The 24,360-nt window shown below is 74.2% G+C and carries 21 protein-coding genes; 12 read left to right on the top strand and 9 right to left on the bottom strand.

Features of this window, described 5'->3' with window-relative positions; all coding sequences use genetic code 11:
• Positions 1–110 precede the first annotated feature (110 nt).
• Positions 111–1,022 (top strand): hypothetical protein, encoded by a 912-nt coding sequence (locus CRP39_RS06605; RefSeq protein WP_097205489.1) that lies wholly within the window; start codon positions 111–113, stop codon positions 1,020–1,022.
• 10 nt (positions 1,023–1,032) lie between these two features.
• On the opposite strand, the gene CRP39_RS06600 is transcribed toward CRP39_RS06605, so the two are convergent.
• Complete coding sequence (locus CRP39_RS06600) at positions 1,033–1,464, bottom strand: DUF2795 domain-containing protein (RefSeq protein ID WP_097205488.1); 432 nt, start codon at positions 1,462–1,464, stop codon at positions 1,033–1,035.
• 25 nt (positions 1,465–1,489) lie between these two features.
• Positions 1,490–1,699, bottom strand: coding sequence for a hypervirulence associated TUDOR domain-containing protein (locus tag CRP39_RS06595; RefSeq protein ID WP_097205486.1), 210 nt, complete (start codon positions 1,697–1,699; stop codon positions 1,490–1,492).
• 357 nt (positions 1,700–2,056) lie between these two features.
• Here CRP39_RS06595 and CRP39_RS06590 point away from each other — a divergent pair, with 357 nt between their 5' ends.
• From CRP39_RS06590 to CRP39_RS06560, 7 genes are all read left to right on the top strand, one after another.
• A complete protein-coding gene (locus tag CRP39_RS06590; protein WP_097205485.1) occupies positions 2,057–2,833 on the top strand; it encodes a siderophore-interacting protein in 777 nt (258 codons plus the stop codon).
• A gap of 148 nt (positions 2,834–2,981) precedes the next feature.
• Complete coding sequence (locus CRP39_RS06585) at positions 2,982–3,656, top strand: response regulator transcription factor (RefSeq protein ID WP_425432552.1); 675 nt, start codon at positions 2,982–2,984, stop codon at positions 3,654–3,656.
• Between the two features lie 124 nt (positions 3,657–3,780).
• Complete coding sequence (locus tag CRP39_RS06580) at positions 3,781–5,337, top strand: sensor histidine kinase (protein WP_097205482.1); 1,557 nt, start codon at positions 3,781–3,783, stop codon at positions 5,335–5,337.
• 33 nt (positions 5,338–5,370) lie between these two features.
• The gene (locus CRP39_RS06575) at positions 5,371–6,084 is read left to right on the top strand and encodes a PaaI family thioesterase (protein ID WP_097205863.1); all 714 of its coding nucleotides are present in this window, start codon (positions 5,371–5,373) and stop codon (positions 6,082–6,084) included.
• A complete protein-coding gene (locus tag CRP39_RS06570; RefSeq protein WP_097205480.1) occupies positions 6,081–6,815 on the top strand; it encodes a 3'(2'),5'-bisphosphate nucleotidase CysQ in 735 nt (244 codons plus the stop codon). Before CRP39_RS06575 ends, CRP39_RS06570 begins: the two co-directional genes overlap by 4 nt.
• Positions 6,816–6,934: 119 nt before the next feature.
• Positions 6,935–7,843 (top strand): sulfate adenylyltransferase subunit CysD, encoded by a 909-nt coding sequence (gene cysD, locus CRP39_RS06565; protein WP_097205478.1) that lies wholly within the window; start codon positions 6,935–6,937, stop codon positions 7,841–7,843.
• A complete protein-coding gene (locus CRP39_RS06560) occupies positions 7,843–9,183 on the top strand; it encodes a sulfate adenylyltransferase subunit 1 (RefSeq protein ID WP_216359637.1) in 1,341 nt (446 codons plus the stop codon). The genes cysD and CRP39_RS06560 overlap by 1 nt, the downstream gene beginning before the upstream one ends.
• Before the next feature lie 129 nt (positions 9,184–9,312).
• Here the strand turns inward: CRP39_RS06560 and CRP39_RS06555 are convergent, their stop codons facing one another.
• From CRP39_RS06555 to CRP39_RS06535, 6 genes are all read right to left on the bottom strand, one after another.
• Positions 9,313–10,143, bottom strand: coding sequence for an FAD binding domain-containing protein (locus tag CRP39_RS06555; protein WP_097205477.1), 831 nt, complete (start codon positions 10,141–10,143; stop codon positions 9,313–9,315).
• On the bottom strand, positions 10,140–10,643 hold the full coding sequence (locus tag CRP39_RS06550; protein ID WP_097205475.1) for a (2Fe-2S)-binding protein: 504 nt from the start codon (positions 10,641–10,643) through the stop codon (positions 10,140–10,142). The genes CRP39_RS06555 and CRP39_RS06550 overlap by 4 nt, the downstream gene beginning before the upstream one ends.
• Positions 10,643–12,925 carry a xanthine dehydrogenase family protein molybdopterin-binding subunit gene (locus tag CRP39_RS06545; RefSeq protein WP_097205474.1) on the bottom strand — a complete coding sequence of 761 codons (2,283 nt, stop codon included), beginning with the start codon at positions 12,923–12,925 and terminating at the stop codon, positions 10,643–10,645. Before CRP39_RS06545 ends, CRP39_RS06550 begins: the two co-directional genes overlap by 1 nt.
• Before the next feature lie 353 nt (positions 12,926–13,278).
• Positions 13,279–14,562: a cytochrome P450 gene (locus CRP39_RS06540; protein ID WP_245853648.1), complete on the bottom strand. Its 1,284-nt coding sequence runs from the start codon at positions 14,560–14,562 to the stop codon at positions 13,279–13,281.
• 82 nt (positions 14,563–14,644) lie between these two features.
• Positions 14,645–14,809 carry a hypothetical protein gene (locus CRP39_RS26715; protein WP_172442323.1) on the bottom strand — a complete coding sequence of 55 codons (165 nt, stop codon included), beginning with the start codon at positions 14,807–14,809 and terminating at the stop codon, positions 14,645–14,647.
• Positions 14,810–14,886: 77 nt separating this feature from the next.
• Positions 14,887–15,270, bottom strand: coding sequence for an ATP-binding protein (locus CRP39_RS06535; protein WP_097205471.1), 384 nt, complete (start codon positions 15,268–15,270; stop codon positions 14,887–14,889).
• Between the two features lie 211 nt (positions 15,271–15,481).
• Here CRP39_RS06535 and CRP39_RS06530 point away from each other — a divergent pair, with 211 nt between their 5' ends.
• Positions 15,482–15,862, top strand: a complete 381-nt coding sequence (locus CRP39_RS06530; RefSeq protein WP_097205469.1) for a hypothetical protein — start codon at positions 15,482–15,484, stop codon at positions 15,860–15,862.
• 74 nt (positions 15,863–15,936) lie between these two features.
• Here the strand turns inward: CRP39_RS06530 and hrpA are convergent, their stop codons facing one another.
• Positions 15,937–19,902, bottom strand: a complete 3,966-nt coding sequence (gene hrpA / locus CRP39_RS06525; RefSeq protein WP_097205468.1) for an ATP-dependent RNA helicase HrpA — start codon at positions 19,900–19,902, stop codon at positions 15,937–15,939.
• A gap of 211 nt (positions 19,903–20,113) precedes the next feature.
• Here hrpA and CRP39_RS06520 point away from each other — a divergent pair, with 211 nt between their 5' ends.
• The 3 genes from CRP39_RS06520 to CRP39_RS06510 all read left to right on the top strand — a co-directional run bounded on the left by CRP39_RS06520 (position 20,114) and on the right by CRP39_RS06510 (position 24,314).
• Positions 20,114–20,623, top strand: coding sequence for a MarR family winged helix-turn-helix transcriptional regulator (locus CRP39_RS06520; RefSeq protein WP_245853647.1), 510 nt, complete (start codon positions 20,114–20,116; stop codon positions 20,621–20,623).
• Complete coding sequence (locus CRP39_RS06515) at positions 20,620–22,395, top strand: MDR family MFS transporter (RefSeq protein WP_097205465.1); 1,776 nt, start codon at positions 20,620–20,622, stop codon at positions 22,393–22,395. Before CRP39_RS06520 ends, CRP39_RS06515 begins: the two co-directional genes overlap by 4 nt.
• 125 nt (positions 22,396–22,520) lie before the next feature.
• Positions 22,521–24,314 carry an acyl-CoA dehydrogenase gene (locus CRP39_RS06510; protein ID WP_097205463.1) on the top strand — a complete coding sequence of 598 codons (1,794 nt, stop codon included), beginning with the start codon at positions 22,521–22,523 and terminating at the stop codon, positions 24,312–24,314.
• The last annotated feature ends 46 nt before the right edge of the window (positions 24,315–24,360 follow it).

The raw sequence follows: 24,360 nt of genomic DNA, 5'->3' as shown, positions 1-24,360 counted from the left end.
CACACCGCGCGATCGCGGCAGCACTCCACGATACGGACGGAACGGCTGTCGCCCCGCCGACGCGCTGAGTCACCGAGCGTGACTCCGCGCGCCGCCGTAGCGTCGCCGAGGTGAAGCTGCCGTTGATCCCTGGCCCCTCGGACGTGATCTCCGCGGTGGAGGGCCTGCGCGACGGCGTGTCCGAGGCGCTCGCACTGGTGCCCCGGGTGGCGGCGGTGGTCGGCCGGGTGGAGACGCTCCTGGACCGGGTCGAGGCCGTGGTGGGCCGCGTCGAGGGTGTCGCAGGCCGCGCAGAGGGCCTGGTCGCCGCCGTCGGGGAGACCCAGCGCAAGGCCGACCAGGCGATCGACGCCGTCGGCACCACCCAACAGAAAGCCGACCAGGCGATCGACGCCGTCGGCACCACCCAGCAGAAAGCCGACGCAGCCATCGACGCCGTCGGCACCACCCAGCAGAAAGCCGACCAGGCGATCGACGCCGTCGGCACCACCCAACGCAAGGCCGACGCAGCCATCGACGCCGTCGGCACCACCCAGCAGAAAGCCGACGCAGCCATCGACGCCGTCGGCACCACCCAACGCAAGGCCGACGAGGCCGTCACCGCCGTCGGCGGGACGGTCGCGCGCGCTGAGGAGCTGGTCGGTTCGGCGGAGGGCATGCTGGGTCGGGTGGACCCGCTGGTCGACGTCTTCGAGGGGCCGCTGCTGGCGCTGGCCCCGGCGGTACGCCGGCTGGCCGCGAGCGTCGAGCCCGACGAGGTCGACGCGGTGATCGCCTTCATCGACCGGCTGCCGCAGCTGATGACGCACCTGGACGAGGACGTGCTGCCGGTCGTGGCGTCGATGGGCAACGTCGCCACCGACGTGCACGACCTGCTGGACACCATGCAGGACGTGCGGCACGTGGTGAAGGGCTTCCCCGGCTCCCGGCTGTTCCGCCGGCGCGGCGCGGAGGAGATCGCGGAGGACGAGGATCGCATCACCGCGGACGGCGGTCAGGAGCCGGACCGCGTCGGCTCCTGACCGCGGCCGCTCAGGTCTCGGTGGGGTACCCGAGCGCGCGGACGACGTCGCCGATGCGCTCGTAGGTCTCCCCCTCGGGGAGCTGGCGCAGCTCGTCGACGACCGCGTCGGGGGCGCGGTGGTCCAGCGCCGCCTCGACGAGGGCGGGACCGTCGCTGGGGAAGTCGGCACGGTCCAGCCAGCGCGCCAGCTCCGCGCGGCGGACGACGGCGTCGGCGTCCATGCCGACCGGCGTGCCACCGACGAGGCTGCCGGCGGGGTCGGCGTCGACGTCCGGATCCCCCTCCGCGGACGGCTCGACCTCGCGCCACTCCTGGGCGCGCGTGGCGCGCTCGCCCTTGAGCATCCCCTGGATCTCGTGCTCCATCTCCTCGTCGACCCGCGGGCTGTGCTTGGTGCTGCGGGCCGCCGCTCCGGCGAACTGGTCTCCGGTCTCGCTCACGATCGCGCTCCTCCTCGTCCGTTCGTCACTTCTCGTGCAGGGCGCCGGGCTTGTGCACCGCCGTCTTGCCGCTCTTGTCGCTCTCGACCTCGTACTGCGGCTCGTCCGGACTGGCCTTCACCGTCCGTCCGGAGGCCTCGGTCTCCTTCGTGATCTTGCGCTTGACGGTGCCCTCGGCCTGACTGCCGTGGCTGTTCCACGTGACGTGGTCGCCCTTGCTGAACTCGTCTGCCATCCGTGGCCTCCAGGCCCTCCGACGCTGTCCCCCTGCCCCTGCCCCCGGGGCGGCCGGGACACACATCACCCGTTCGGAACGCCGCATCACCCGTAGGGGCTCTACCCGACGGTCTCAGGTCACGTAGCGTTGCTGGCGACGGGAAGCGCTACGACATCGCGCCTGATGGATGCGGTGCCGCAGCTACCCACGGTGACGTGGTCCCGTCCTCGATCGCCGGCCCGGTCGACTCCATTCCCCCGGGGTCGGCCGGGTCGGCCCGTTCTAGGCTGGGCGGACCGTGACCGAGCTCGCGAGGTCACCCATGGGCACAGCACGGTCGGTCTCGATGCCGACGAGCACCAGCGAGGAGGCTTCGTGACCGCTCCCGACGCCACCCGCCCGGTCGACGTCCTCACCGTGGCCTCGGTCGCCGACCTCACCCCGTCGATGCGCCGGGTGCTGCTGTCGGGCACCCCCGCCGCGGTGGCGGCCGCCGGGCCGACGATCTCGCTGCTGGTGCCCCGCGTCGGTGACCCGGCGCCGCGGTGGCCGGCGGTGGCCCGCGACGGCCGGATCGTCTGGCCCCAGGGCACGCACGGGGTGCACCTGCGCAGCTACACCGCCCGCCGGCAGGACCCCGACCGCGGGGAGGTGGAGATCGACTTCGTCCTGCACGGCGACGGCCCCGCGGCCGCGTGGGCGGCGGCCGCCGTACCCGGGGCGCCGGTCGCCGTCGCCGGTGGCGGGCCCCTGGGCGAGCGGCCCGCGGGCCGGCTGCTGCTCGTCGGGGACGAGACCGCCCTGCCCGCGATCACGCGGATCCTGGCCGCGGCCCCGCCGGGCACACGCGGCCTGGCGCTCATCGAGGTGGCCGACGCCGCGGAGGAGCAGCCGGTGCCCGCGCCGGACGGCGTCGCGGTGCGCTGGCTGCACCGCGACGGCACGCCGCCCGGGGAGAGCACGCTGCTCGCCGACGCGGTCGCCGGGCTCGACCGGCCCGAGGGGGACGACGTCTTCGCCTGGGTGGCCGCCGAGTCCGCCGCCGTCCGCACCATCCGGGCCGACCTGCGCGGCCGCTGGGGTCTGGGGCGGGCCCAGCACCACGCGATCGGCTACTGGCGCCGCGGCCGCGCCATGTCCCCCAGCGGCTGACCCGTCGTCCAGACTCCTCACAGGGAGCGCCCAGGGATGGCGCAGCCCCCGGTCCCAGGCTGGGACCATGACGACGGTTGCGCGTTCGACGGGAGGTGCTGTGAGCGGCACCGGCAGGAGCACGGCCCCGGAGGCTCGCCTCCTCGTGGTGGACGACGAGCCGAACATCCGGGAGCTGCTCTCGGCCAGCCTGCGCTACGCCGGGTTCGAGGTGGCCACCGCCGCCGACGGGCAGCAGGCGCTGGCGATGGCCGCGACGTTCCGCCCGGACCTGCTCGTGCTGGACGTGATGATGCCCGGGCTGGACGGCTTCGGCGTCGTCCGCCGGCTGCGGGAGAGCGGCCGGCACACGCCGGTGCTGTTCCTCACCGCCCGGGACGCCGCCGAGGACAAGGTCTCCGGCCTCACGCTCGGCGGGGACGACTACGTCACCAAGCCGTTCAGCCTGGACGAGGTGCTGGCCCGCATCCGGGCGGTGCTGCGCCGGAGCACCGGCCAGCAGCGCGCCGCCGAGTCGCCGCGGCTGTCCTTCGCCGACATCGAGCTCGACGAGGAGTCGCACGAGGTCATCAAGGCCGGCCAGGTGGTCAGCCTGTCCCCGACGGAGTTCAAGCTGCTGCGCTACCTGATGGCCAACGCCGGCCGGGTGCTGTCGAAGGCGCAGATCCTCGACCACGTGTGGAACTACGACTTCAACGGCGAGGCCAACGTCGTGGAGTCCTACATCTCCTACCTGCGGCGCAAGGTGGACACCACCGAGCCGCGTCTGCTGCACACGATCCGCGGCGTCGGCTACACGCTGCGGCTCCCCCGCGGGACGTGAGCGGACAGGGGCGCGAGCACCGCGGCGAGCACCAGCGAGCGAAGAGCGGCTCGCTCGAGCGGCAGCGAGCCGGTGATCCCGTGAGCGGCCGCGGACCGGGGTCGCCGTGAGCGGGCAGCCCCCCGTGCGAACGGGTCCCCGCGTCCCCCTCCGCATCACGCTGGTCGCCCTGCTCGTCGCCCTCGTGACGGTCAGCCTGGCCGCCACCGGCCTGGCCGCGACCTCCCTGCTGCGCGGCTACCTGCTCGACCAGCAGGACAGCGCGTTGCGGGCCGCGGTGCACCAGTTCGAGCGCAACCGGCAGGTCCTCGACGCCTGCCTGGCCGGCCAGTACAGCGCGATGCCCGGCGCCGCCTACTACGGCTGCCTTCCCCCGGACTCCGACGACGTCGTGGACCTGCAGGGCCCACCCGAGCGCTCCAGCGTCCCCCGGTTCGACCGGGACCTGGACGACGACCACGGCGGGTACGGGTCGGGCAGCCGGCCGTTCACCGCCTCCTCCGCCGACGGCCGGACCGACTGGCGGATCCTGACCGGGGAGCTGCCCGGCGGCTACACCCTCGTGATCGGTACCGACCTGGAAAGGGACCAGGCCGCGATCCGCCGGCTGGTCCGCATCGAGGCGGTCGTCGGGCTGATCGTGCTCCTGCTGCTCGGGGCCACCGGGTACCTCGTCGTCCGCAACAGCCTGCGACCGCTGGCCGAGGTCGAGCGCACCGCCCGCGCGATCGCCGCCGGCGACCTGTCCCAGCGGGTGCCGGAGGGCGACGAGCGGACCGAGGTGGGCCGGTTGACCACCGCGCTCAACGGCATGCTCGGGCGCATCGAGAGCGCCTTCCGCGCGCAGCAGGCCTCCGAGGAGCAGGCCCGCGCCTCCGAGAGCCGGATGCGCCGCTTCATCGCCGACGCCAGCCACGAGCTGCGCACCCCGCTGACCTCGATCCGCGGCTTCGCCGAGCTGTACCGGCAGGGCGCGGTCCGGGACCCGGAGGAGACCGCCCGGCTCATGCAGCGGATCGAGTCCGAGGGAGCCCGCATGGGGGTCCTCGTCGAGGACCTGCTGCAGCTGGCACGGCTGGACCAGCAGCGTCCGCTGACCATCACCCCCGTCGACCTGGGCGAGCTGGCCGGGGACGCCGTCCACGACGCCCGCGCCGTCCAGCCGGACCGGCCGGTCACCCTGCACCTGGACGAGTCGCTCAGCGAGCTCCCCGTCGTCCTCGGCGACGAGGCCCGGCTGCGCCAGGTCGTGGGCAACCTGGTGACCAACGCGCTGGTGCACACCCCGCCCACGGTCGCGGTCAGGGTGGACATCTCCGACGAGCCGGCGGCCGGGGACGTGACCGGCGACGGGGAGGACGGCGGTGTCGTCGTCCTCCGGGTCGCCGACGAGGGGCCGGGGATGGCCCCCGAGCACGCCGCCCGCGTCTTCGAGCGGTTCTACCGGGCCGACCCGTCCCGCAACCGCGCCGGGGGCGGCACCGGGCTCGGGTTGGCGATCGTCTCCGCGCTGGTCGCCGCGCACGGCGGCACCGTGCACCTGGACACCGCGCCCGGCCGCGGAGCGGCGTTCACCGTCCGGCTGCCCCGCTCGGGGCCGGCTGTCGGTGACGGGGCCGGCGCCCCGGCCGCGCACCCCGTCGCCGACCACCCGGCCGACGGCGACGGGGTGGGGGGCTGAGCCGGGCTCGTGGCCCGGCGTTACGGTCCGACCGTGGACTCCGACGGCGACGGGCAGCCCTACGACAGCGACCTGATGGCCGCGGTGGGCGAGCTGGGCAGCGCTCTCCGGGAACTGGTCGACGCCTCGGTGCGCACGACCGTCCCCGCCGCCGTGCTGCGCGCCGCCGCCGCTGAGGCCCGCGCGGCCACCGCCCGGCTCGCCGCGGGGCGGCGGCCGCCGACGCAGCTGCCCTCCCTCGACGACCCGCTGGTGTTCCGCCGCGTCTACAACCCGGTGAGCGGTGTGGGCAGCGCCATCGCCCCGCCGCTGTCCATCAGCCGGACCGCGGACGGCGTCGCCGCCGAGGCGACGCTGGGCCTGGCCTACGAGGGCCCGCCCGGCTACGTGCACGGCGGCGTGAGCAGCCTGCTCATGGACCAGCTGCTCGGCTCGGCCGCGATCGCCGCCGGCCTGTGGGGCATGACGGTCCGGCTGGAGCTGGACTACCGGGGCCCGGTGCCGCTGTCGACGCCGCTGCAGCTGCGTTCCCGGGTGGTCGAGGCGGCCGGCCGCAAGTGCGTCGTCACTGGCGAGATCGCGACCGCCGCGGACCCGGAGCGCGTGCTCGTGGCCGCCCGCGGCGTGTTCGTCATGCCCCGCGAGGAGGTGCACGCCACCTACTTCGGGGCGATCACCGATGCATCGGGGCGGCACGCACCCCCCGGCCGGCCCACCGACGCCACCGCACTGGCGGAGCGGCCGTGACCGACGTCGAGGTGGCCGCGGAGGTCGCCGGCGCGGCTGCCGCGGCGCTGCTGCAGCTGCGCGCCGACGGACAGCGCACCGGCCGCGCCCTGGGTGACGCCGGGGACGCCGCGGCCCAGGCCGCGATCAGCGGGCTGCTGGCCGCCCGGCGCCCGGGGGACGCCGTCTTCAGCGAAGAGGCCGTCGACGACCCGGCCCGGCTGTCCGCGGACCGGGTGTGGATCGTCGACCCGCTCGACGGCACCCGCGAGTACGGCGAGGAGCGGCCGGACTGGGCGGTGCACGTGGCGCTGTGGGCCGACGGCGACCTCACGGCGGCCGCCGTGGCCCTGCCCGCGCTCGGGGAGGTCCTCGTCACCGACCCGGCCCCGGTCGTGCCGCCGTCCGGGAGCGGGCGGCTGCGCATCGCGGTGAGCCGCACCCGGCCGCCCGTGGCCGCCGACGCCGCCGCGGCCGCCCTCGACGCCGAGCTGGTGCCGATGGGGTCGGCCGGTTACAAGGTCACCGCCGTCGTCCGAGGTGAGGTGGACGCGTACGTGCACGCCGGCGGGATGTACCAGTGGGACTCCGCCGCCCCGGTCGCCGTCGCCCGCGCCGCCGGGCTGACCGCCGTCCGGCTCGACGGCTCGCCGCTGCACTACAACGGCGCCGACCCGTACCTGCCCGACCTCGTGGTCTGCCGCCCGGAGCTCGCCGACCGGCTGCTGGAGGCCGTCGCCGGCGAACGGTGAGTCCGGGGTCACAGCGGGACCCGCGCGGCGATGACGGACACTGGAGGGGGAATCCCTCCCGGACCGGTGCGGTTGGTGCTGGTTCGAGCCCTGTCCCCGAACGACCGGAGCACCGCCCCGTGAGCACACCCGACTACCGGCTCTCCCAGCTGGAGACGCTGGAGGCCGAGTCCATCCACGTCGTCCGTGAGGTGGCCGCGGAGCTCGAGCGCCCGGTGCTGCTCTTCTCCGGCGGCAAGGACTCGATCGTGATGCTGGAGCTGGCCCGCAAGGCGTTCGCGCCGGCCCGCATCCCGTTCCCGGTCATGCACGTGGACACCGGACTGAACTTCCCCGACGTCCTGGAGTTCCGCGACAAGCGCGTCGCCGAGCTCGGCGTCCAGCTCATCGTCGCCTCGGTGCCCGACGCGATGGCCAAGGGGCTGGTCAAGGAGGAGCCCAACGGCTCCCGCAACCGCATCCAGACGCCGGTGCTGCTCGACGCGGTCGAGGAGCACGGCTTCACCGCGCTGTTCGGCGGTGCCCGCCGCGACGAGGACAAGGCGCGGGCCAAGGAGCGGGTCTTCTCCTTCCGCGACGAGTTCGGCCAGTGGGACCCCAAGAACCAGCGCCCCGAGCTCTGGGACCTCTACAACGGCCGGATCCACCTCGGCGAGTCGATCCGGGTGTTCCCGCTGTCGAACTGGACCGAGCTGGACATCTGGCAGTACATCGCCCGCGAGCGGATCGCGATCCCGCCGCTGTACCTGGCCGAGGAGCGGGAGGTCGTGGAGCGCCAGGGGATGCTCTACGCCGTCAACGAGTTCATCCGCCCGCGGGAGGACGAGCAGCCGTTCCGCGCGATGGTCCGCTACCGCACCGTGGGCGACGCCAACCTGACCGCCGCCGTCCGGTCGGAGGCGACCACCGTCGAGGAGGTCATCGCCGAGGTCGCGGTGACCCGGATGACCGAGCGCGGCGCGACCCGCGGCGACGACAAGGTGAGCGACGCCGCCATGGAGGACCGGAAGAAGGAGGGCTACTTCTGATGGCCTCGCACACGGACACCGCCGCCCAGCCCGGCAGCCACCCCGTCGACGTCCACTCGCCGGTCGCCGAGCACGCCGTCGAGCTGGCCACCGCGCGCAAGGACATCCTGCGCATCGCCACCGCCGGCTCGGTGGACGACGGCAAGAGCACGCTGATCGGCCGGCTGCTCTACGACAGCAAGGCGATCTTCGAGGACCAGTACGAGGCGGTCGCCCGGGCCAGCAAGGGCAGCTTCGTCGACCTGGCACTGCTCACCGACGGCCTGCGTGCCGAGCGCGAGCAGGGCATCACCATCGACGTCGCCTACCGGTACTTCGCGACCCCGCGCCGTACGTTCATCCTGGCCGACACGCCGGGCCACGTGCAGTACACGCGGAACATGGTCACCGGCGCCTCCACCGCCGACCTCGCGATCGTCCTGGTCGATGCCCGCAAGGGCATGGTCGAGCAGAGCCGGCGGCACGCGTTCCTCGCCTCGCTGTTGCGGGTCCCGCACCTGGTGGTGGCGGTCAACAAGATGGACCTCGTCGACTGGTCGGAGGAGGTCTTCGAGGGGATCCGGGACGAGTTCAGCGCCTTCGCCGCGAAGCTCGCCGTCCCGGACCTCACGGTCATCCCGATCTCCGCGCTGCACGGCGACAACGTCGTCACCCACTCGCCGAACACGCCCTGGTACGAGGGCGCGACGCTGATCCACCACCTCGAGCACGTGCACGTGGCCAGCGACCGCAACCTCACCGACGCCCGGTTCCCGGTGCAGTACGTGATCCGCCCGCAGTCCGACGCCTTCCACGACTACCGCGGCTACGCGGGCACCGTGGCCAGCGGGGTGCTGCGCCCCGGCGACGAGGTGCAGGTGCTGCCCAGCGGCCTGACGACCACGATCGCCGGCATCGACGGTCCCCGCGGCCCGGTGGAGGAGGCGTTCCCCCCGATGGCGGTGACCGTCCGGCTGACCGACGACCTCGACGTCTCCCGTGGCGACCTCATCTGCCGACCGGAGAACGCGCCGACCGCGACCCAGGACCTCGACGCGCTGGTGTGCTGGATGGCCGACGAGCCGCTGCGTCCCCGCCAGCGGATCGCGGTCAAGCACACCACCCGCACGGTGCGCGCCATGGTGAAGGACCTCGCCTACCGGCTGGACGTGAACACGCTGCACCGCGACGTCGAGGCCACCGAGCTGGGCCTCAACGACATCGGCCGGGTGCGGCTGCGGGCCACCCAGCCGCTGTTCGTCGACGACTACACCCGCAACCGGGCGACCGGCCGGTTCATCCTGGTCGACGAGGCCACCAACGCCACCGTCGGCGCCGGGATGCTCACCCCCGCCGGCTGAGGGAGGGCCCGTCCTCCCCACCCTCCGCAGGCTCGGGGCGGGACCCGGGACGGGATCGCAGCGAGGCTCGGCCCCACGTGGGGACCGGGCCTCGCTGCGTTCCGACGTCGGTTTCCGCGGGCGCAGACCTCAGGCGGCGGCTGCGGCTCCCCCGGCCGCCTTCTCCAGCGCCCGTCGGGTGAGTAGCCGGGCCAGGTGCCGGCGGTACTCCTGGTCGGCGTGCATGTCGGCGCCGGGGCTGGTGCCCTGGTCGGCCAGCGCCGCGGCCTCGGCGATCGAGGCGCCCCGCGCGAGGGCCTCCTCCGTCGCGGTGGCCCGCACGACCGTCCCGGCCATGTTGGCCAGCGCCACCCGGCCGTCCACCGCGGCCGCGGCGACGATCGGCCAGTCGTTGGCCCGTCGGGTGAACTTCTCGTAGGCCCACCCGGCCGACCCGGTGCGCGGCACGCGGATCTCGATGATCAGCTCGTCCTCCGCGAGGGCGGTCTCGAAGAAGCCCTGCCAGAACTCGGTCACCGGGATGCTCCGGCGCCCGTTCGGGCCCTGCACGACCACCGTGCCTCCCAGCGCCAGCAGCGCCGTGGGGAGGTCGGACGCCGGGTCGCTGTGCGCCACCGTGCCGCCGATCGTGCCGCGGTGACGCACCTGCGGGTCACCGACCTGGCTGGCGGTGTACGGCAGGATCGGCACCTCGGCGCGCGCGACCTCGTCGTGCTCCAGCTGGTGGTGCCGGGTGCCGGCCCCGATGGCCACCTCGTCGCCCTCGACCCGGACGTAGGACATCCCGGGGATCCGGCTGATGTCGATGACGACTGCGGGCATGGCCAGCCGGAGCTTCATGATGGGCAGCAGCGAGTGGCCACCGGCCATGACCTTCGCGTCGTCCCCGTGCTCCACGAGCGCGGCGATCGCCTCCTCGACCGACGTCGGCCGCACGTAGTCGAAGGGCCCCGGGATCATCGGGCGACCTCCTGCGACTGCGGCACCTGGCCGGCCGCCGGGCCGGCCTTGGCGGCGGACTGCACCGCCCGGACGATGTTGTGGTATCCGGTGCAGCGGCAGAGGTTGCCCTCCAGCCCCTCCCGGACCTCCCGGTCGCTGGGGTCGGGGTTGTCGGCCACGACGCCGATCGCGGCCATCACCATGCCCGGGGTGCAGAAGCCGCACTGCAGGCCGTGCTCCTCGCGGAACGCCTTCTGCATCGGGTGCAGCTCGCCGTCCGGCCCAGCCAGCCCTTCCAGCGTCGTCACCTGCGAGCCGTCGGCCTGGGCCGCCAGCACGGTGCAGGACTTCACCGTCAGGCCGTCGACGACGACGGTGCACGCACCGCACGACGTGGTGTCGCAGCCGATGTTCGTGGCCTTGAGCCCGCACGTGTCCCGCAGGTAGTGCGCCAGCAGCAGACGGGGCTCCACCTCGTCGCTGCGCTGCTGACCGTTGACGGTCAGGGTGACCTTCATCAGTTCGTGCCCTCCTGCTGAGCCTGCTGGATGGCCCGCCACACCTTCATCGGTGTGGTGGGCATGTCGATGTGCCGGACGCCGAGGTGCGCGACGGCGTCGATGACGGCGTTGTGGACGGCGGGGGTGGAGCCGATGGTGCCCGCCTCGCCGATGCCCTTCGCGCCGAGCGGGTTGATCGGCGTGGGCGTGGCCATGTCGACCAGCTCGAAGCTGGGCAGCTCGGTGGGCGAAACGAACGGGTAGTCGGCCAGCGTGGACGTCTGCGGATTGCCGTCGGCGTCGTAGAGGACCTCCTCCAGCAGCGCCTGTGCCACGCCCTGGGCGAAGCCACCGTGCCGCTGCCCCTCGGCCAGCAGCGGGTTGACGATGATGCCGGCGTCGTCCACGGCCACCAGGCGCTGCAGCTCGGCCTTGCCGGACTCGGTGTCGACCTCGACGACGGCCACGTGCGCCCCGAACGGGAAGGTGGGCGCCGCCGCCTCGAAGCGGGTCTGGACGACGAGCGGCTCCTTCTCGGCCAGCTGGGCGAACGTGATCCCGGAGCCCGGGGTGCCGCGCACGCTCAGCCCGGCGGCGGTGAGGTCGACCTCGAGGTCGGACGGATCGGCCTCCAGCTGCTCGGCGGCGCGCTGCCGGGCCAGCTCGATCAGCTCGGTGGCCGCCTGGTGCACCGCTGCCCCGCCCTGCTGGAGGCTGCGCGAACCCATGGTGCCGCCGCCGCGCGGAATCCGGTCGGTGTCGCCGTGCAGCACGGTGATCTTCTCGACCGGGATGCCCAACTGGTCGCTGGCGAGCATCGCCCACGCGGTGGCGTGGCCCTGGCCGTGCGGCGAGGTGCCGGTGAGCACGGTCGCCGTCCCGTCGGGGTGGACCTCGAGCTCGGCGGACTCCGCCGCGCCCAGGCCGGTGTCGGCACCGGTGATCTCGACGTAGGTCGACAGGCCGATGCCCAGCTGCTTCACCTCGCCGGCCTCCCGGCGGCGGGCCTGCTCGGCCCGCAGCTCCTGGTAGCCGGCCGCCTCCAGCGCCTTCTCGAGCGCCACGACGTACTCACCGGAGTCGTAGGTCGCGCCCGAGGGGGTGGTGTGCGGCTCGTGGAACGGCGGGACCAGGTTCTTCCGGCGCACCTCGGCCGGGTCCATCCCGATCTCGGCGGCGAACATGTCCACTGCCCGCTCGACGGCGGCGGTCGCCTCCGGACGGCCGGCGCCGCGGTAGGCGCCGATGGAGGTGGCGTTGTTGACCAGCACCCGTGCAGAGGCGTGCACCTTCGGGAAGGCGTAGGTCGCCGCGGCCATCAGCATGGTCAGCGTCGGGAGGATGACGCCGACCCGCGGGTAGGCGCCGGCCTCCTGGTCCACGTGGATGGCATAGGCCTCGACGGTGCCGTCCCGCCGGCCACCGATGGTGACCAGTTGGTCCTGGCCGCGCCCGTGCAGCATGCCGAGCAGGTTCTCGGAGCGGTTCTCGGTCCACCGGACCGGCCGGCCCACGCGCTGCGCCAGCCACGCGACGAAGGCGTACTCGGGGTCGGCGCCGATCTTGGCGCCGAAGCCACCGCCGACGTCGGGGGTGACCAGGTGGACCAGCGCCGGGTCGAGGCCGAGCCAGCCGGCGATCTCGCCCTTGGCCTGTTGGGCGCCCTGGTTGGTGCACCAGATGGTCACCCGGCCGTCCTCGCCCCACGCGGCGGCGGCGGCGCGGGTCTCCAGCGGCACCGGCGCCACGCGCTGGTTCTTGACGGCCTGCCGGACGACCACCTCGCAGCCGCTGAAGAAGTCCTCCGGGGGCGGGCCGCCGAAGACCGCCGCGACGTTGGTCCCGGCCTCCTCGAACAGCAGCACCTCGTCCTTCGCCGCGTCAGCCGTGGAGACGACGGTCGGCAGGGGGTCGATGTCGACGGAGACCAGCTCCGCGGCGTCCTCGCCCTGGTAGCGGTCCTCGGTGAGGACGACGGCGACGATGTCGCCGACGAACCGGACCTTGTCGGTGGCCAGCCAGGGCCGCTGCATGGCGGGCGGCACCATCGGCAGGCCGGCGGGGAGCGGGGCGAGGTCCGGACAGTCCTCGGCCGTGTACACGGCGACGACCCCGGGCGCCTCACGGGCAGCCGAGGCGTCCACCGACAGCACGCGGCCGTGGGCGACCTGCGAACGGATGAAGGTGGCGTGCAGCGCACCGGTGAGCCGGTCGTCGACCAGGTCGTCGGTGTAGGTCGCACCACGCGTGAGGAACAGCGGGTCCTCCGTGCGGACCACGCGGGTACCGAGGATGCTCATGCGCTCACTTTCCGTCGGGCGAGAGACCGCGGTCACTATTTCTGACCGGGCGCTCTTGCGCCAACCCCCTCCCGTCCTGCGGAATCGCCGCCGTCCGACGGTGCGGCCTCCCCGCGTGTGGTGAGCTGACTCGGATGGAGTCCGCAGCGCGGCTGGGCGGGGTCGCGCAGTGCCTCGGGTACCTGATGGCCGCGGCCGGCCCGCTGGCGCTGGGCTGGCTGAACGACCGCACCGGCGGCTGGCCCTGGCCGATGGCGCTGCTGCTCGCGCCCATGGCGTGGGCCGGCTGGGGGCGGCGCGCAGCGGCGTCCTCCGGGTGGAGGAGCGGCCACGGGAGCCCAGCGCCGCATGAGTCAGCGCAGGGTCACCGGCAGGTGCTCGAAGCCACGCAGGGTCTGCAGCTCGCGCCGCACCGGACGGCCGGCCACCCGCAGCCGCGGGAAGCGCTCGGTGAGAGCCCGCAGCGCCACGGCGCCCTCAAGCCGCGCGAGGCCGGCGCCGACGCAGTAGTGGATTCCGGCGGAGAAGGCGAGGTGCTCCCGCACGTCGGCGCGGGCGACGTCGAAGCGCCCGGGGTCGGCGAACACCTCCGGGTCGCGGTTGGCCGCCCCCAGCAGGACGACGACGCGGGTGCCGGCTCCCAGCTCCGTACCAGCCACGGTGGTGTCCGTCCGCACCATCCGGCCGGTGATCTGCACCGGACTGTCGTGGCGGAGCACCTCCTCCACGGCGTTCGGCCAGCCCGACGGGTCGGCCAGCAGGGCGTCGCGCTGGTCGCGGTGCGCGTCGAGGAGGACGACGGCGTTGCCGAGCAGGTTCACCGTCGTCTCGAAGCCGGCGCCGAGCAGCAGCATCACGGTGGCGTGCAGCTCGCGGTCGGTGAGCGCGCCGCCGTCCGCCGCGGTGACGAGCTGGCTGACGAGGTCGTCGCCGGGGTCACTGCGCAGCCGGGCGAAGTGCTCGGCCAGGAAGGCGTGCAGGGCCCGCATGGCGCGGTCGGCGGTCAGGAACCGGCGGAAGGGCAGGCCGGGGTCCAGGGTGGCCGCGGCGGCCGCTCCCCAGCGCAGGAAGTCCTCCTGCCGGTCGCCGGGCACGCCGAGCAGGTCGGCGATGACCAGGACGGGCAGCGGGGCGGCGTAGGCGGCGACCAGGTCGACGGTCTCGCCGCGGGCGGCCGGGCCCTCCAGGCGGTCCAGGAGCTCCTCGGCCGTGCGCCGGACCAGGGGTTCGGCGGCCGCGGTCGCACGCGGCGTGAAGGCCCGGCCGACCAGCCTGCGGTACCGGGTGTGGTCGGGCGGGTCGACGACGAGCATCGACGGCGGCTCGGCGACGCCGGTGGCGGTGGGGTCGTCCCCGACGGCCAGCGCCCACCGCACCGGCCGGGGCGCGGCCGACCAGTCGAAGCCGACGCCGAAGCGGTCCGAGCGCAGCAGCGCCGAGGCCGCGGCGTGCGAGGTGGTGACCGGCCCGAGGGCGCTGGGCACCCACGGCCCCCGGGCGCGCAGCTGCTCGTACAGCGCGTACGGCTCGGCGCGCAGCGCCGGGTCGCGCATCAGCCGGGCGACCAGGTCGCCCCGGCCGACGGCGCGGCTCAGGTAGGCCGCGGGCAGGCCGTGCCGCACGGCCCAGCGAGCCACCGTCCGGACCGGGCCGGGCACGGCGGACGGCCGCGTCCGCCGTGCGCGGGTCCCGGCGGGGGAGCTCACCCCCGCCCCGGGCTCAGCTGGTGGGGTCCGGCGCCGAGGACGGGTCGCCGTCCCAGTCCTTGCCCGCCACGTCGGCGTGCTCGGAGGCGCTGTCGGTCTGCTCGGCGACGGTGCGGACCATCTCCTCGTCGGACAGGCCCTCGCCGGCGCTCTCGGTGCGTCCGGTCGGCTCGCTCATGGCATCTCCTCCTGGCTCGTGCGGTCCCCGGAGGGCTCCCCGCCAGCCGTCGATGACAAACCACCGGGCGCTCACGACTACGCCGGGGCCAGGTCGAACCAGACCCGCTTGCCGCCGCTGTGGGGCTCCACGCCCCAGCGGTCGGCGATGCCGGCGACCAGCCGCATCCCGCGGCCGCGGGCGGCGGTCACGTCGAGCTCGCGCACGAGGGGCTGCACCGCCGACCCGTCGACCACCGCGATCCGCAGCCACTCGTCGGACAGGGTGACCTCGAGGGTGAACGACGCCTCCCCGCCCACGTGGTCGATGACGTTGGCCACGACCTCGGTGGTCAGCAGCGTGGCGTCCTCGGTGTCGTGCGGGGCCCGCCACGCCTGCAGCAGGTCCTGCACCAGGCGGCGGGCGACCCGCACGCTGGGCGGCGCGGGGGTCAGGTCGATGACGGCGCTGAGCGTGGACATCCGGTCTCCTCGGGAAGGCGCCGGGTCCCCATGCCAGCCGCGCCACTCGGTTGCACACAACAGAACCATGGCGAACCGGCGCTGCGCAACGACCCCCACCCGCCATCGACACCGCGCGTCACGCCCCTTGCACGCAACCCGCGTTCAGTCGGGTAGTGTGCAATCCAGTTGTTGCCCACTGGACGCCGCTGGAGTGGCGGGAGGAGGCGTCGTGGACGTCGAGGAGCGAACCGCCGAGACCACCGACGACGCCGCCGAGGCGCTCTCCGCGCTGCTCGCCGTGCTCGACACCTGCCTCGTCGAGCTGACCGGGGCACGGGCGCGCGCCGAGAGGCTGCTGGACGCGCGGCGCTCGGGGCGGGCCTGGCTGGACATCGTCACCGAGGAGCGGCGCCCCCTCGTGGTGGAGCAGATCAGCACCGTGATGGCGGCCCTGTCGACGGCCGGTGGCGCCTGGCGCCGCGAGCAGGCGCACGCCCTGCAGTCCGAGCAGGTGAGCATCAACCGCATCGCCGCCCTCTTCGGCGTGACGCGGCAGCGCATCTCCGCCCTGCTGCGCGACCGCGCCGAGGCCGCCCGCGCCCAGGCCTGAGCCCCCACCCCTGTCGGTTCCCGCGGAAACCGACGGGCCGCATCCGTCGGTTTCCGCGGAAACCGACGGGGGGGTCAGGCGGTGAGCTGGTCGATCGCCTTGTAGACCCGCTGCTCGGAGATCGCCCGCGGCGTCCCGATGCTCTGCGCGAACAGGCCGACCCGCAGCTCCTCGATCATCCAGCGCACCCGCGCCACCGGGTCGTCCGGCGCCCCCGTGGCCGGGACCTGCCGGCGCAGCTGCTCGTACTCCGCGGTGACCGCCGCGACCTGCGCCATCCACAGCTCGTCGCGGACGGCGTTGGCCGGCAGCTTCTCCAGCCGGTGCACCATCGCCGTGAGGTACCGGACGACGTCGGGCAGCCGGCGGCGCCCGGTCGCGGCGACGAACCCGCGGTGCAGCAATCCACCCATCTGCCGGCGCAGGTCGGCGACCGCCGCCTCGGGTACCCGCCGTCCGGGCGCCGCGCCGATCGCCACCGCGACCTCGCGAGCCCGGGTGAGCACCGCCTCCACCTTCTGCACCGTGTCGGTGGTCAACGGCAGCAACTGCGTCCGCGCCGTCCCGACCAGGGCGGTGAAGGCGGCCTCGTCGCGCGGGGGTCCGCCGGCGGCGGCGATGAGCTCGTCGGCGGCGGCGTCCACGCAGTCGTCGACCAGGGCGGGGATCTCGCCGTCCGGGTTGAACTGCAGCGCCAGGCGCGTGCGCGGCGACAGCGACTTCACCACCTGCCGGGTGGGTGAACCGGCGACCAGCACCAGCAACCGGCGAGCGCCGCGCCAGGTCAGCCGGGTGGCCTCCACCTCGGTCGCGACCACGCGGATGCCCACGGTCTGGCCCTCGTCGACCAGCGCGGGGAAGGCGGTGACCACGTGGCCGCCGCGGCGGACGTCGACGGTGCGCGGCAGCGTGCCGAACGACCACGTGGTGAGCCCCGTGCGCTCCACCGACGAGGCCGCCGCGGCCAGGCTCGCCCGGCTCTGCGGCGCGACCTCCCGGCGCAGCGCCTGCAGGTCCTTGCCGGTGGCCAGCGGCCGGTGCCGGTCGTCGACCACGCGGAAGGTGGCCCGCAGGTGGTCGGGCACCTGGTCCGGCGCCCACGCGTCCGGCGGGACCACCACCGCCGCCGACCGGCGCAGCTCCCGCTCCAGCGCCGGCAGCAGCGGCTCGGTCGGCGCGATGTGCGGCAGCACCTCGCGGACGCGGTCGGGGATCGGCACCAGCGCCCGGCGCAGCTGCTTGGGCAGGGTGCGCAGCAGCGCGGTGACCAACTCCTCCCGCAGCCCGGGGACGGTGAAGGCCAGCGACTCCCCCGACGTCCGCTCCGCGACGGCGTCGAGCACCGCCAGGGGGACGTCGACGGTGACGCCGTCGGCCGGGGTGCCCGGGGCGAACGCGTAGGACAGCGGCAGGGTCAGCCCCTGCGACAGCGGCACCTCGTCGGGGAACTCCTCGACCCGCACCTGCCCGGCCGCCGCGGCGTTGGTGAGCATCTCCGGGGTGAAGGTGAGCAGGTCCGGGGTCTCCCGCCGGGCGGCCTTCCACCACTTGTCGAAGTGCCGGGTGGAGACGACGTCGGCGGGGATGCGGGCGTCGTAGAGCTCGAACAGCGTCTCGTCGTCCACCCGGATGTCGCGGCGGCGGGCGCGCTCCTCCAGCTCGGCCACCCGCTGCATCGCCTTCTGGTTGTCGTGCCAGAAGCGGTGGTGGGTCGTCCACTCGCCCTGCACCAGCGCGTGCCGGATGAACAGCTCGCGCGAGACGACGGGGTCGATCGACCCGTACTGCACGCGGCGCCCGACGACCAGCGGGATGCCGTAGAGGGTGACCCGCTCGGTGGCGACGACCGAGCCGCGCTTGGCGTCCCAGCGGGGCTCGGAGTACTGCCGCTTGACCAGGTGGTCGGCCAGCCGCTCCACGACCTCGGGGTCGATGCGGGCGACGGTGCGGGCGAACAGCCGGCTGGTCTCGACCAGCTCCGCGGCGACCACCCAGCGCGGCGGCTTCTTCGCCAGCGGGGTGCCCGGCGCGATCACGAACCGGGCGTTGCGGGCGCCGAGGTACTCCCGGCCCCGGCCGCGCCCGGCCTTGGCGTCCTCGACCTGCACACCGACGTGCGACAGCAGCCCGGCCAGCAGGGCGGTGTGGATGCCGCGCTCGTCCGGCTCGGCGGCCGGCTCGCCCACGGACATGCCCAGCCGGCGGGCGGTGCTGCGGAGCTGGCCGTAGAGGTCCTGCCACTCGCGGATGCGCAGGTAGTGCAGGAACTCCCGCTTGATGGTGCGCCGGAACTGGCTGCCCGAGAGCGCCTCCTGCTGCTCGCCGAGGTACCGCCACAGGTTGAGCAGGGCGAGGAAGTCGGAGTTCTCGTCGGCGAACCGCGCGTGCATCTCGTCGGCGGCCTGCTGGTGCTCCGTCGGCCGCTCACGGGGGTCCTGGATGGTCAGCCCGGCGGCGATGACGAGGACCTCCTCGAGCACCCCGCGCCGGTCGGCCTCGACCACCATCCGGGCCATGCGCGGGTCCAGCGGCAGGGCGGCCAGCGCCCGCCCGGTGGGGGTCAGCCGGCGGCGGGCGGGGTCGTCACCGGAGGGCTCGAGGGCGCCGAGCTCCTCCAGCAGCGCGATGCCGTCGGCGACGGCCCGGCGATCCGGCGGGTCGATGAACGGGAAGTCGGCGACGTCCCCGAGCCCGAGCGCGGCCATCTGCAGCAGCACCGAGGCCAGGCTGGTGCGCAGGATCTCCGGGTCGGTGTACTCCGGCCGGCTCTCGAAGTCCTCCTCCGTGTAGAGCCGGATCGCGATGCCGTCGGAGGTGCGCCCGCAGCGGCCCGACCGCTGCCGCGCCGAGGCCTGGCTGATCGGCTCGATCGGCAGCCGCTGCACCTTCAGCCGCGCGCTGTACCGCGAGATCCGCGCCGTGCCCGGGTCGACGACGTACCGGATGCCCGGCACGGTGAGCGAGGTCTCGGCGACGTTGGTGGCCAGCACGATCCGCCGACCGGTGTGCGGCGCGAAGACCTTGTGCTGGTCGGCGGCCGACAGCCGCGAGTAGAGCGGGACGACCTCCGCGGAGGGGAAGCGCTCGCCCAGGACGTCGGCGGTGTCCCGGATCTCCCGCTCACCGGCGAGGAACACCAGGACGTCGCCCGGCCCCTCGGCCAGCAGCTCGTCGACGGCGTCGGCGATCGCGGTCACCTGGTCGCGGTCCGGGTCGGCGGCGGGGTCGCCCTCGGGGGCGTCGGGGTCGACCACCGGCCGGTAGCGGACCTCCACCGGGTAGGTGCGCCCGCTCACCTCGACCACCGGCACCTCGGCGCCGTCCGCGCTGAAGTGCTTGGCGATCCGCTCGACGTCGATCGTCGCGGAGGTGATGACGAGCTTGAGGTCCGGCCGCTGCGGCAGCAGCCGGGCGAGGTAGCCGAGCAGGAAGTCGATGTTGAGGCTGCGCTCGTGCGCCTCGTCGATGATCAGCGTGTCGTACTGGCGCAGCAGCCGGTCGCGGCCGATCTCGGCGAGCAGGACACCGTCGGTCATGACCTTGACCAGCGTCGTGTCGCCGACCTGGTCGGTGAACCGGACCTTCCAGCCGACGACGTCGCCCAGCGGCCGCTCCAGCTCCTCGGCGATCCGCTCGGCGACGGTGCGGGCGGCGATCCGGCGCGGCTGGGTGTGCCCGATCCGCCCCCGGACGCCCCGGCCCAGCTCGAGGGCGATCTTGGGCAGCTGGGTGGTCTTGCCGGACCCGGTCTCCCCCGCGACGACGACCACCTGGTGCTCGCGCAGCGCCGCGGCGATGTCGTCGCGGCGCATGCTCACCGGCAGCGCGGCGGGGTAGTTGACCGTCGGGACGGCGGCCCGGCGACGGGCGATCCGCTCCTCGGCGGCGGTGACGTCGGTGGCGATCGCCGCCTGCTGGCGGGCCCGGGCCTGCGCGTCGCGGGTGCGGCGGGTGCCGTCGAGACGACGGCGCAGGCGGTGCTCGTCCTCGAGGGTGAGGCCGGCCAGCCGCGTCCGCAGGTCGTCGGGCGGGGTGGTCACGGTCCAGCTCCTCGATCGGTGGGTGGGGCCGCCAGGAGGGGACGGCGGCAGGGTGGAGCGCCGCGGCGGCGGGTACCGGCGTCCAGGATCCCACCGTCGTTGCCCGGGGGTGCAGTGGCGGACCTCACCGCATGGGGCCGACAACTCCATGCATGCGGCGTACAACCGGTTGTACGATGCACATGTTCCGTCGTCCGGCTCCGGAGTGCCCGTGACCCCCACCACCGAGCCCACCGGGGCCGCTGCCGACCGCCTGGCCGAGGTCCGCACCCTCGGCGAGCAGCTCCCCCGCTTCATGCGGCTGGCGCACGCGCTGAAGAGCGCCCAGCCCACCGAGGGGCGCGACCGCGCCGCGCTCGTCCTGCTGTTCCCCCTGGTCCGGTTGGGTCCCCTGCGTCAGGGCGCGCTCGCCGACCTGGTGCACGCCGACCCGTCCACGGTCAGCCGGCACGTCGCCACGCTCATCGAGCAGCGCCTGGTCCGGCGGGTCGCCGACGAGACCGACGGTCGGGCCAGCCGGCTCGTGGTCACCGACGACGGCCGCGCCGCGCTGGAGCAGATGCGCAGCGAGCGCGAGGCCGTCCTGGCCCGCGTGACCGCCGACTGGTCCGCGGCCGACCTCGCGGCCCTCACCACCCTCTTCGGCCGGCTGATGGACGACCTCGCCTCGTCCCTGCCCGCCGAGCCCCCCGCCGCGCCGTCCCCGAGAGAGAAGTCATGACCCACAGCACCCGCACCGACGCGGCCGGGCGGAGGAGCGCCCGCGCGGCCTCGGCCGCCCCGGACGCCGACGGCGTCTTCAGCCACCGGCAGATCGTCACGATCCTCGTCGGACTGATGATCGCGATGTTCCTGGCCGCCCTCGACCAGACCGTGGTCTCCACCGCCATCCGCACCATCGCCGACGACCTGCAGGGCTACGACCTGCAGGCGTGGGCCACCACGGCGTTCCTCATCACGTCGACGATCGCCACCCCGCTGTACGGGAAGCTGTCCGACATCTACGGCCGCCGGCCGTTCTACCTGTTCGCCATCGGCGTCTTCGTCGTCGGCTCGGTGCTGTGCGGGATCGCCGACTCGATGTACCAGCTCGCGGCGTTCCGGGCGATCCAGGGCATCGGCGCCGGCGGCCTGATGTCGCTGGCCCTGGCCATCATCGGCGACATCGTCCCGCCGCGGGAACGCTCCCGGTACCAGGGCTACTTCATGGCCGTGTTCGGCACCTCCAGCGTGCTCGGGCCGGTCATCGGCGGCTTCTTCGCCGGGCAGTCCTCGCTGCTGGGGATCACCGGCTGGCGCTGGATCTTCTTCATCAACGTGCCGCTGGGCCTGCTCGCCTTCGTCGCGGTCTACCGCGTCCTGCACCTGCCGCACGAACGCCGCGACCACCGCATCGACTGGCCCGGCGCGCTCGCGTTGATCACCTTCCTCGTGCCGTTGCTGATCGTGGCCGAGCAAGGCCGGCTGTGGGGCTGGACGTCGGGCCGTGCCCTCGCCTGCTACGCGATCGGCGCGGTCGGCTTCGCGCTGTTCCTGCTCGCCGAGCGCGCGTACCGCGAGGAGGCGCTGCTCCCCCTGCGTCTGTTCGGCAACCGCAGCTTCACCGTCAGCGCCATCGGCAGCGTCGTGATGGGCGCCGGCATGTTCGGCGGCCTGCTGCTGCTCCCCCAGTACCTGCAGATCGTGCACGGCTCCAGCGCGACGGTCGCCGGCCTGCAGCTGATCCCGCTGGTCGCCGGGATCATGGTCGGGGCGATGAGCTCCGGCATCGCGATCTCCAGGACCGGGAAGTACAAGGCCTTCCCCCTCGTGGGCATCGCGCTGATGACGATCGCCCTGGTCGGGATGTCGCTGGTCGTCGAGGCCGACACCTCGATCTGGACGCTGGTGCCGTTCATGGTGGTGCTCGGCCTGGGCCTCGGCTTCAACTTCCAGCCGGTCATCCTCGCCGTCCAGAACGCCGTCTCGCCGCGGGAGATCGGGGTGGCCACCTCGTCAGTGACGTTCTTCCGCCAGATGGGCGGCACCATCGGGACCGCCGCCTTCCTCTCGATCATGTTCACCCGGCTGCCCACCGACATCGGCACCGCCGTCACCGACGCCGCCGCACGGGACCCCGAGGTCGCCGCCGCTGCCGCGCGGTTCGACTTCAGCCGGGCCCTGGACGACACCAGCGCGATCGGGACCGAGCCGCTCCTGGTCGAGCCGTTCAAGGTGGGGTTCTCCAACACCATCGACCTGGTGTTCCTGATCGCCGCCTGCGTGGTGGTCATCGGGTTCTTCGTGTTCCTGTTCCTGCCGCAGCTGGCGCTGTCGGACAAGTCCGGCATCCAGGCACGGCAGGCCGCCGAGCAGACCGCGGGCGCCCCCGCCGCGGACGACGACACCGACCAGGCGGTGCAGGCGGTGGGCGCCGCGGCACCCACCTCGACCCCGCCGCCGTCCGGCCGGCCGGGCAACGCCGGCACGTCGGGTGGCCGGCACCGCGGCTGACCGACCCCGCGGCTCGGGCGGGCCGGTCGTCCGGCGGGGGCAACCGCTGGGCGACCGTGACCGCCGTGCCACGACCCGCGCCTACTGTGGCGGCGGCTCCCGCACCCCGTTCCTGGAGGCACCCCGTGCGCTCGTCGTTGATCCTGTCCCGCCGCGACCTGGAGTTCCTGCTCCACGAGTGGCTGGCCGTCGAGGAGCTCACGAAGCGCCCCCGCCACGCAGAGCACTCGCGGGAGACCTTCGACGCCGTGCTGGAGCTCGCCGAGCAGATCGCCACCGACCACTTCGCCCCGCACAACCGCACCGCCGACGAGCACGAGCCACGGATGGTCGACGGGCGCGTGGAGATGATCCCGGAGGTGAGCCGGGCGCTGCGGGTCTTCGCCGACGCCGGGCTGATCGCCGGCACCTTCGACGAGGAGCTCGGTGGCATGCAGCTGCCGCACACCGTCGCCCAGGCCGCGATGGCGTGGTTCCAGGCGGCCAACGTCGGCACCTCGGCCTACCCGTTCCTCACCATGGCCAACGCCCGGCTGCTGGTCGCGCACGGCAGCCGGGAGCAGGTGGACACCTACGTGCGGCCGATGCTCGAGGGGCGCTGGTTCGGCACGATGGCGCTGTCGGAGCCCCAGGCGGGCTCCTCGCTGGCCGACATCACCACCCGCGCCGACCGGCAGGACGACGGCACGTACCGGCTCACCGGCAACAAGATGTGGATCTCCGCGGGCGACCACGAGCTGAGCGAGAACATCGTGCACCTCGTGCTGGCCAAGGTCCCCGGAGGCCCGCCCGGCGTGAAGGGCATCTCCCTGTTCGTCGTCCCCAAGCACCTGGTGCGCGACGACGACTCGCTCGGCGAGCGCAACGACGTCGTCCTCGCCGGGCTCAACCACAAGATGGGCTACCGCGGGACGACGAACACCCTGCTCAACTTCGGCGAGGGCGTGCACACCCCCGGCGGGCGGGCCGGCGCGGTCGGGTACCTCGTGGGCGAGGAGCACCGCGGCCTGACCTACATGTTCCACATGATGAACGAGGCGCGGGTCGGCGTGGGGGCGGGGGCGGCGGCGCTGGCCTGCACCGGCTACCTGCACGCGCTGGAGTACGCCCGTACCCGCACCCAGGGCCGGCCGCCGACGAACCGCGACCCGGCCACGCCGCCGGTGCCGATCGTCGAGCACACCGACGTCCGGCGGATGCTGCTGGCCGCGAAGTCCTACGCGGAGGGCGGGCTGGCGCTGGCGCTGTACTGCGCGCGGCTGGTCGACGAGGAGCAGACCGGCGGCTCCGAGGCCGAGCGGGCCCGCGCCCACCTGCTGCTGGAGGTGCTGACCCCGATCGCGAAGTCCTGGCCCTCGCAGTGGGGGCCGGTCGCCGACGATCTGGCCATCCAGGTGCACGGCGGCTACGGCTACACCCGCGACCACCCTGTGGAGCAGTTCTATCGGGACAACCGGCTCAACCCGATCCACGAGGGCACCGCCGGCATCCAGGGCCTGGACCTGCTGGGCCGCAAGGTCGTGATGGAGGGCGGGGCCGGGCTGGCGCTGCTCGGGCAGACGATCACCGCGACGACGGCGCGGGCGGCCGGCACGGAGTGGGCCGGCTACGCCGCCGACCTCGACGCCGCCGTGGCCCGGCTGGGTGCGGTGACCGCGACGCTGTGGGGCGCGGACGACCCGGCGGTCACGCTCGCCAACGCCACCGCCTACCTCGAGGCCGCCGGGCACGTGGTGGTCGCGTGGCTGTGGCTGGACCAGGTCCTGGCCACCGGCGACCACGACAGCGACTTCCACCAGGGCAAGCGGGCCGCGGCCCGGTACTTCCACCGCCACGAACTGCCGAAGGTCGCGGTGACCCTCGACCTGCTGGAGTCGCTGGACCGCACCGTCCTCGACACCCCGGCGGCCTGGCTCTGAGCCGCACCCCACGCGCCCACGCGGCTGAGGTGCTGGAACGGCCGCC

This window comes from Geodermatophilus sabuli (assembly GCF_900215145.1).
GTDB lineage: Bacteria > Actinomycetota > Actinomycetes > Mycobacteriales > Geodermatophilaceae > Geodermatophilus > Geodermatophilus sabuli.
Note: the sequence above shows the minus strand (reverse complement) of the source record. Positions and strands in the feature narration are given on the sequence as shown.

Bases quoted from the DNA above. Each gene is read 5' to 3' on its own strand.
- CRP39_RS06555 (WP_097205477.1), bottom strand. From the start codon at position 10,143: ATGATCCCGGGGCCCTTCGACTACGTGCGGCCGACGTCGGTCGAGGAG.
- CRP39_RS06545 (WP_097205474.1), bottom strand. From the start codon at position 12,925: ATGAGCATCCTCGGTACCCGCGTGGTCCGCACGGAGGACCCGCTGTTC.
- CRP39_RS06560 (WP_216359637.1), top strand. From the start codon at position 7,843: ATGGCCTCGCACACGGACACCGCCGCCCAGCCCGGCAGCCACCCCGTC.
- CRP39_RS26715 (WP_172442323.1), bottom strand. From the start codon at position 14,809: ATGAGCGAGCCGACCGGACGCACCGAGAGCGCCGGCGAGGGCCTGTCC.
- CRP39_RS06595 (WP_097205486.1), bottom strand. From the start codon at position 1,699: ATGGCAGACGAGTTCAGCAAGGGCGACCACGTCACGTGGAACAGCCAC.
- CRP39_RS06550 (WP_097205475.1), bottom strand. From the start codon at position 10,643: ATGAAGGTCACCCTGACCGTCAACGGTCAGCAGCGCAGCGACGAGGTG.
- CRP39_RS06515 (WP_097205465.1), top strand. From the start codon at position 20,620: ATGACCCACAGCACCCGCACCGACGCGGCCGGGCGGAGGAGCGCCCGC.
- CRP39_RS06535 (WP_097205471.1), bottom strand. From the start codon at position 15,270: ATGTCCACGCTCAGCGCCGTCATCGACCTGACCCCCGCGCCGCCCAGC.